Origin of the sequence: Paenibacillus sp. EPM92, from assembly GCF_016586185.1 — a bacterium.
Lineage (GTDB): Bacteria > Bacillota > Bacilli > Paenibacillales > NBRC-103111 > Paenibacillus_G > Paenibacillus_G validus.
Genome location: NZ_BCPS01000115.1, coordinates 1 through 2,523 on the forward strand (window position 1 = coordinate 1; position 2,523 = coordinate 2,523).

Sequence of the window (2,523 nt, forward strand, 5' to 3'; positions counted from 1 at the left end):
TTGTAGGCTAAGGTCAACGGCGCCTTACTGTGTTGCTACAGTAGGTTTCCGTGACCTCGCCCCCGAACCGTACGTACACCTCTCAGTGTATACGGCTCTCCGTCTATCATCTTTCAGATTAGATGAATTTTCTCGTGGCAAGCAGAGCAAACAACGAGCGTCTTTCGCCGTTTTACTCTCATCATTTCTTCCCACGGTGTATTATCCGTTAAATCTTTAAGTTTCCGCACATGATGGACTTGGGGACTTTCTGTGTTGATTCCGCACAGTTCGCAAACCCCTACTTTCAGCCGGTCACGCAGTTGATCTGGTCGCCCATAATAGATGTATTGCGGCAGGGTGTCAGTGTCAAATGGGATTGCACGTTTTTTACGTCTAAACCCAGAGTTGTATAACTCACTGAATTTTCTTCCGCTTTTCGTTTCATAGGCTACGCCAAATGCTCCGTTGTGACTGAATTTGGCAATGACTTTCTTGACGCTGCACTTGTATTTCAAGCCAAAGGTTTTGTACATACTGTATTCCAAATTGTGCGCAAAGTTTTTTATGACAGTTGCATTGTTGGCTATACAGTAGTAGTTGTACATACCCCGTATTTCAGCGTTGATTTTGGACAGGATTTCTATGTCAGTACGATTAACAAGCTCACTTCGATGAAGTGTAACCCATTTCTCTCTGCCACAATCATCCTGCCGGATTGCGATAGCCCCGTACTCTTTCAGCTTGTTCAGCCATTTCTCTTTAGGCACATACAGCTTGACCGTTCCACTGTTTGTCTTGCGTATTTGACCACGCTTGTCCCTTTTTGTGGACGTAGAATTAGATAGCGTAATGTCATAACCAAGAAAGCGCGCTTTATCCAGACAATGCGTTATCTTGGTTTTTTCGTCCGACAGGTCTAGCTTCAGAGCGGTGTGCAGAAATTCTTTCAGGACAGTTTTCAGTTTTTCAGCATCTTCGCGTGAACCGATTACACCGATGATGAAATCATCAGCATATCTACAATACTGTATCCTTTTAAACCCAGTGTCACATTGTAGTTTACTGGGGGAGGAATGAAGTGTATCCTGTGCCTGCTTCTGTACAAGCAACGCTTCTTTACGTTCAAGCGCACTCCAATTTCCCCAATTATTTCGGTTTCTTCTCCTGATGTAGAATAGCTTGCTTGCGGCTTTGCCATATTCGAGATTAGCATGGCTACAGCCGTAATCAAAGCTTTCTTTATACTGTTCCATGAAGCTATCCAACTCTGACAAATAAATGTTTGCCAGTATTGGACTTGCTCCCGAACCCTGCGCTGTGCCGCTAAACGTCCTGTGATGTTGCCATTGCTCCATATATCCTGCTTTTAACAGCTTCCATATGAGCGCAATGAAATTTTCATCATGGATTCTTCTGCGGAGTATGCTGATTAGTACATGGTGGTCAAAACTGTCAAAACATGCCTTGATATCGCCTTCCACAAACCATTTGATACCTGTAAAACTATTTTGAATTTGCTGTAAAGCCGTATGACAGCCTTTTTTCGGCCTGAATCCATGTGAATGATCCGAAAAATTAGGCTCATAAATACTCTCTAACAGCATTCTCACAATTTCTTGTATCAATTTATCGTTGGATGACGGGATACCCAGCGGACGCTTCTTGCTACTGTTTTTCTTCGCAATATATGTCCTTTTCGCCGGGTTTGGCTGATAGCTGAAATCTCTGAGTGAGTGGATAATGGCCTCTATGCGCTTTTCACTCATACCATCTATGCTTGTACCATCCACACCAGGTGTCATACTGCCCGGGGAGCTTCTGATGTTGCGGTAGGCAAGATAGTAGAATTCCGGGTTGTACAAATTCCTGTATAGACGCTGAAATTTGTACTGTTTGTCTGTTGCTCTCTCTGAAAGATTTTTCAATACGCTCATGGGTTCTCTCAATGTCTCACACATCCTTCCCAATTTTATATTGAAAGATAGACTGCCGTCCTTCGCCATGTGAGCGCCGTTAACGCTCTCGAACTACTACGACGGCTCCGTTGCCATGCTGAATATTCATCACCTTAGTAGTGAATAGCCCTTGGGCGTTTCAGTTTAGGCAATCCCCGTTTAGAATCATTTGGATAAGCTTGTCATGTTGTCGGATGGGGTTTTCGTCATTTTCCACTTCTTGTGGCTGATTTGTTCCGAATATCTCGCAGAAAGCAGACAGCAAAATGCTTTCTGCCGGAACAACGGCGTATCATCTTCCTTTCGCCGGGGTGATGGTTAGCACCAATCTCTGACTGCCCTTCAAGCAGTTTAGCTTTCATCCTCGTACATGACTTTCCATCTCGGCATTCAGTCGCAGATTTGGAAGTTAATCTGACTTACGCCTTTAGCAACATGCTGTTTTTCCTTTTGGGTTTCCCCGCCGGGTTAGTTGTCGATGGCAAGTTGTGCCTGATGGCACTTTGATATTTTTACTTGTTGCTTGCTTAAGGCAACATCCAAATGCTCCGCGCAACACCTTTCGGGTTGCTTACGGGCGCACGCT

The 2,523-nt window shown here is 44.4% G+C and carries 1 protein-coding gene; it reads right to left on the reverse strand.

What is annotated here, in order from left to right; all coding sequences use genetic code 11:
* Positions 1 to 113 precede the first annotated feature (113 nt).
* Entirely contained in the window at positions 114 to 1,928 is a 1,815-nt protein-coding gene (locus JMF85_RS27720) for a reverse transcriptase/maturase family protein (RefSeq protein WP_201319391.1), read from the reverse strand.
* Positions 1,929 to 2,523 lie beyond the last annotated feature (595 nt).